General features: G+C 61.5%; 6 protein-coding genes. 3 read left to right on the top strand and 3 right to left on the bottom strand.

What is annotated here, in order from left to right; translation table 11 throughout:
* On the bottom strand, positions 1 to 382 hold a 382-nt coding region (locus AC1DSN_RS19305), incomplete at its 3' end, for an SDR family NAD(P)-dependent oxidoreductase (RefSeq protein WP_477332283.1).
* A gap of 46 nt (positions 383 to 428) precedes the next feature.
* On the opposite strand from AC1DSN_RS19305, the gene AC1DSN_RS19300 reads away from it, so the two are divergent.
* Both AC1DSN_RS19300 and AC1DSN_RS19295 read left to right on the top strand, forming a co-directional pair.
* Entirely contained in the window at positions 429 to 818 is a 390-nt protein-coding gene (locus tag AC1DSN_RS19300; RefSeq protein WP_477296989.1) for a winged helix-turn-helix transcriptional regulator, read from the top strand.
* A 438-nt stretch (positions 819 to 1,256) separates the two neighbouring features.
* Positions 1,257 to 1,508 (top strand): hypothetical protein, encoded by a 252-nt coding sequence (locus AC1DSN_RS19295; protein ID WP_477296988.1) that lies wholly within the window; start codon positions 1,257 to 1,259, stop codon positions 1,506 to 1,508.
* A gap of 24 nt (positions 1,509 to 1,532) precedes the next feature.
* On the opposite strand, the gene AC1DSN_RS19290 is transcribed toward AC1DSN_RS19295, so the two are convergent.
* Positions 1,533 to 1,961, bottom strand: coding sequence for a hypothetical protein (locus tag AC1DSN_RS19290; protein WP_477296986.1), 429 nt, complete (start codon positions 1,959 to 1,961; stop codon positions 1,533 to 1,535).
* A gap of 51 nt (positions 1,962 to 2,012) precedes the next feature.
* Here AC1DSN_RS19290 and AC1DSN_RS19285 point away from each other — a divergent pair, with 51 nt between their 5' ends.
* Entirely contained in the window at positions 2,013 to 3,296 is a 1,284-nt protein-coding gene (locus AC1DSN_RS19285; RefSeq protein ID WP_477332281.1) for a hypothetical protein, read from the top strand.
* Between the two features lie 25 nt (positions 3,297 to 3,321).
* On the opposite strand, the gene AC1DSN_RS19280 is transcribed toward AC1DSN_RS19285, so the two are convergent.
* Positions 3,322 to 4,109, bottom strand: a 788-nt coding sequence (locus tag AC1DSN_RS19280; RefSeq protein ID WP_477332279.1) for a hypothetical protein, incomplete at its 5' end; no start/stop codon positions are given.

Here is a 4,109-nt window from a genome sequence, read left to right as displayed (position 1 = left end):
GTCGGGTCGTCATGCGTACAGCAGACAACACATTTCGGTCATAGGCCGTCGTCCAGGAAGCAGGCTCAGTGGTTGCCCAGCTCTCTTTCACGCCGCCGGAACCACCGGCGTTGTTGACCAGGATGTCGACAGGACCGGCACGTTCCCCGGCTTCCTCGACGATCCGCTGTACCTGCTCATCAAACGTGAGATCCCCAACGACAACGTGAGCCCGTCCGCCCGAGGCCAGGATATCGGCAGCAACCCGCTGGGCCTGGGTCATGTCGCGCCCGTGAACAATAACGGTCGCCCCCTCCAGGGCCAGTGTCCTGGCGATAGCTTCGCCGATGCCCTTGCTACTGCCCGTCACCAGCGCAACCTTTCCCTGTAATTGAAGATCCATACCGAAACCCCACGTCGTTTTTAATATCTCGCTACGGTGGCCCCACATGGCAGTTCCGACAACTACGCACTTTCAGGTGCCCACCACCCAGGAGTCTTCCGATGTGTGTCTGGGTCCGGCGGGGTCGGCGGCGCACGTGACGCGAGTCGTACGCATGGTCCAGGGGCGCTGGAAGCTGCCGATACTGTTCAGGCTGTTCGCCGACCCGACACTGCGTACCTTGCAGTTGAAGCGTGACCTGGGAAGTATTTCGCAGAAGGTGCTGACCCAGCACCTGCGCGAGCTTGCCGAGGATGGCCTGGTCGCGCGTGTCGAACACGCGGGCAAGTCCCTGCGCGTCGAATATCAGCTGACGGAGATGGGCCGGCAGCTGCGTGCTGTTCTCGTTGCGGCACGAATGTTCTCGGTCGATCATCCGGCTGGGCAATCGGGATGAAGCAGCGATGGCTTGCCAAGGTCGGTCTTGCGCCCGCTGCCGTTGGCGTTCGTTTCACGCCCGGGCCCCGACGATGGGGCCATGACAACTCGTATCCCAACTCACTTCCTCACGAACCGGTCCCCTGACGGCTGCGCGGATCGGACTGGCATCGAGTCGCCCGAGCACGGGTCACTCTCCCACCGCCTGGGCAGGTACACGACCTTGCTGGCTGATGCGCTTGACGCTCCGGATCCCCTACGGGCCCATCGATGGGCCTGTGAGATTCGTAACCTGGGCTGGTCCGCGGCATTGCCCGGTCCGGCCGCCATGGCAGGGGTGTTGGCTATGCGTCTGTCGGATAAAAACGTCTCCCCTGGCGAGATCGACCTGGCGCTCGACGAGACCCTGGCCGAGATCCGCCGGGCGATCGCCCGGATGGCTTAGGCGGGAGCAGCCATGGAAGCCCGCGACCTGGGGAATACGATCACCCTGTATTTACCGCAAGCAAGTGGCGGCCCTTCCCCTTTCAAGGTCTTTCAGGATCGCGAGCCCGTCGGCGAATTCGCCACTCGGGCCGAATCGTTGCGATTCGCCATGGCGCTGGCCGAAACGATCGCTCGAAGCCGCCGCGTACCCGTTCGTGTGCGCAGCGAAGACGAGACAGGACAGTGGCAGAGCATCGAGGCACCGGCAGCGTCGCCGGGATAGCCTCCGTTTCGAGCGACCACCCTGTCAGCGAGCTGGCCTGCGAAGGAGCGCGAAGCGTGCGACACCCGCCAGGCACAGAAACGACAGGGCGACAGCCGAGTTCGTATAACTCAAGGTCTCGTACGGATAAGCCTCGCGAAAGAACGCCCAAGTCACAACAGGGTAGAAAAGTACGATGGCCGACGCGGCAACGAAAAGTGTCAGGCCCGCCGCGCGGCGCTTCAATAAGAGCACTCCGCCGATGCCAGCCGTGACGGCGGCGACGACCCAGGTCACCCAATAGGCCTGCAGATGGGCCTTCCACCTTTGCATATCCACGTCATGACGCCACGGGGGCAACGTTGCCGCGACAACGCGGCCTGTATTGGACACGCCGTGCAGGCCATAAAGCGACGCCACGAGCATGACCAAGGCGAGCGCAACGATTCCCGCACCCAATGACCTGAGAAACATATCTTTCCCTCTTTGTAGATAATCGGCACAGAAACCACCCAGGGACTCTCCATGCGTTTGCTCATGGTTTTTGCGGGAATCGCGGTCGGATTTATCGCATCTCCCGTCTGGGCGACGACGCCCGACCTCTCGTCACTGGCAACGCAGCTCGAAAAGATACGCCACTCCCGTGGCATAGACGAGGCGCGGAACGCCGGGCCCGAGTTCACGCCGGTCAAGCAGGCCTTGCGCGAATGGGTGGAGCAGCAATTGCCCCCGGTACCGGGCGCGAGCATGGCGAATGGCACGGTCTACAACCTGGATCCCGACGACCTGACGGCGCTCAGCGCGYGACTGACCCAGGCGCTCGACGACGCAGGATTGACGTGCGGCCTGCCGGAATCGTCCGACTACCGGTGCGAGGATCCCTCGCACACGGAAAGCGAGCGAGGGTACCTCGACAAGGTCCGCATGGCACCCCTCGACTATCGCTACCTTCTGGTGGTGACCGGGGTGGGGATGCAGTGCGGTTTCGACCAGTCGGCGTACCTCTACGAACAAAGGCTGGATCACCATTGGCACCTCCTGATCAGCATCGAGCAGGACCGGTATGGCAAGGACGAGTACCAGCCCCAGCATTTTCTTTCGATCCAGACATCCTCGTACGACACCGCATGGAACGAACCTGCGCCGCCGCCCCTCGTCGCGACGCTCGGCTACAGTCCCTGGTGTTCGTCGAACTGGCAAAGCCTTTATACGAAGTTGTGGCAGGCATCCAGGGAGACGACGACACCGCCTGCACTGATTGATCGACAGGACAGCCTCTACATGGGCGATGACTTTGTTGCCGGAGCACACCTCACGAACCACGACCTGCTCGTCCAGTACATGGGCCCCAGCATCGACGGCGCTGCCTTGGTCCGACCGCATGTCCAGCGCTATCAAATCGGGCCGAACCACGCCGTAAAGCGTGTTGCGCCTGTCGCGCTCGATCCACAGGCATTCGCCGAAGAATGGATGACCCGACCCTGGGCAGAAGCGTCGCATTGGCTATCCCCCTCCGCCGACAGGACCGCCCTGGCGCAGTTGCACGCGGCAGAGCAACACGCCTATATCACCGGCGAGTACGACGGCAGCGCCAGGCGTTGCCGCGGCTCCACGTCTCTGTGGCAGGTTGCTTACATGCAGGACGCAGACCAGGACACCCTACCGAGGTACTTCAAGGTTCAGTGGACGGCCCCGTACGACTTCAGCCTGGTTGCGGCGTCCACCAAACCCTTTGCGGGTTGTGACGTGACAGCGGCGCCGCCGTCGACGATCGGCACGTTGTTTCCGGTTCAGGGGTGGACGCCATAGTCGTATTGGCTACCCGTTCGTGCTGTCACTCACGTGGTGGCTCGGCGGCCTTCTGCGGGCCAAGCACGATAGCCAGGTGCCTCAAGTCGTCGACGGAAAGGTCGTATCCCTTCCCGTCCTCGCGCTCCTTCAGCGTTCCAAGTACATAGACTCGGAAGTAAGCCACGTTTTCCGCCTGCTCAAAGAGTTCGAACCAGTAGCGACGGTAGCGATAGGCATTGATGGTGGCAGACTTAACGTACAACGATATGGGCTTGCCCTGGTGYTTATCAAAAAAAGTGAAACTGAAACCCGCCCCGTATTTTTTGTACCGTGCACCGCCAAACACCACGCGATCACTCACTCCCAGGCGGGCCCATTCGATCGGGCGAAAGTAGGATTGCAGTGATACCTCACCGAGCCCTTTGACCTGGATCGTCAGGGCTTCGAATTCTTCCTTCGATAGCTCATCTTTCGCCTCCCGATAGCACTGCACGAGCCGCTCCAGGCTATTGGTGCTATGCCTCATCGGCGAAGGTCGAGCACTCCTGCTATTCCGACGAACGCCGCCTCCTTCCCCGACGTCAAGCTGCTCATCGGTTGGTTCATTTCCTTGCTCGGGGCCGGCCTCCGTGGGGTCGAAGACATCAATGAAATCGTTGAGCTTCAGCTTGGCCTTACGCTCTTCCAGTTGACGATCTGTTTCACCAGGCAGCCTCTGCCCCACATCGCCCTCGATTCCTACCCACTCGCATGACGCGTCATGATCGTCCACGGGATTGGCTCGATAGTGAGCGGTCTGATGCTTGGTCTGCTCCTGGGGTGGGACGTGAT

The organism is Luteibacter sp. P4_D7_3 (assembly GCF_056401735.1).
Note: the sequence above shows the minus strand (reverse complement) of the source record. Positions and strands in the feature narration are given on the sequence as shown.

Coding starts and splice junctions, on each gene's coding strand:
- AC1DSN_RS19300 (WP_477296989.1), top strand. CDS start 429: ATGGCAGTTCCGACAACTACGCACTTTCAGGTGCCCACCACCCAGGAG.
- AC1DSN_RS19295 (WP_477296988.1), top strand. CDS start 1,257: ATGGAAGCCCGCGACCTGGGGAATACGATCACCCTGTATTTACCGCAA.
- AC1DSN_RS19290 (WP_477296986.1), bottom strand. CDS start 1,961: ATGTTTCTCAGGTCATTGGGTGCGGGAATCGTTGCGCTCGCCTTGGTC.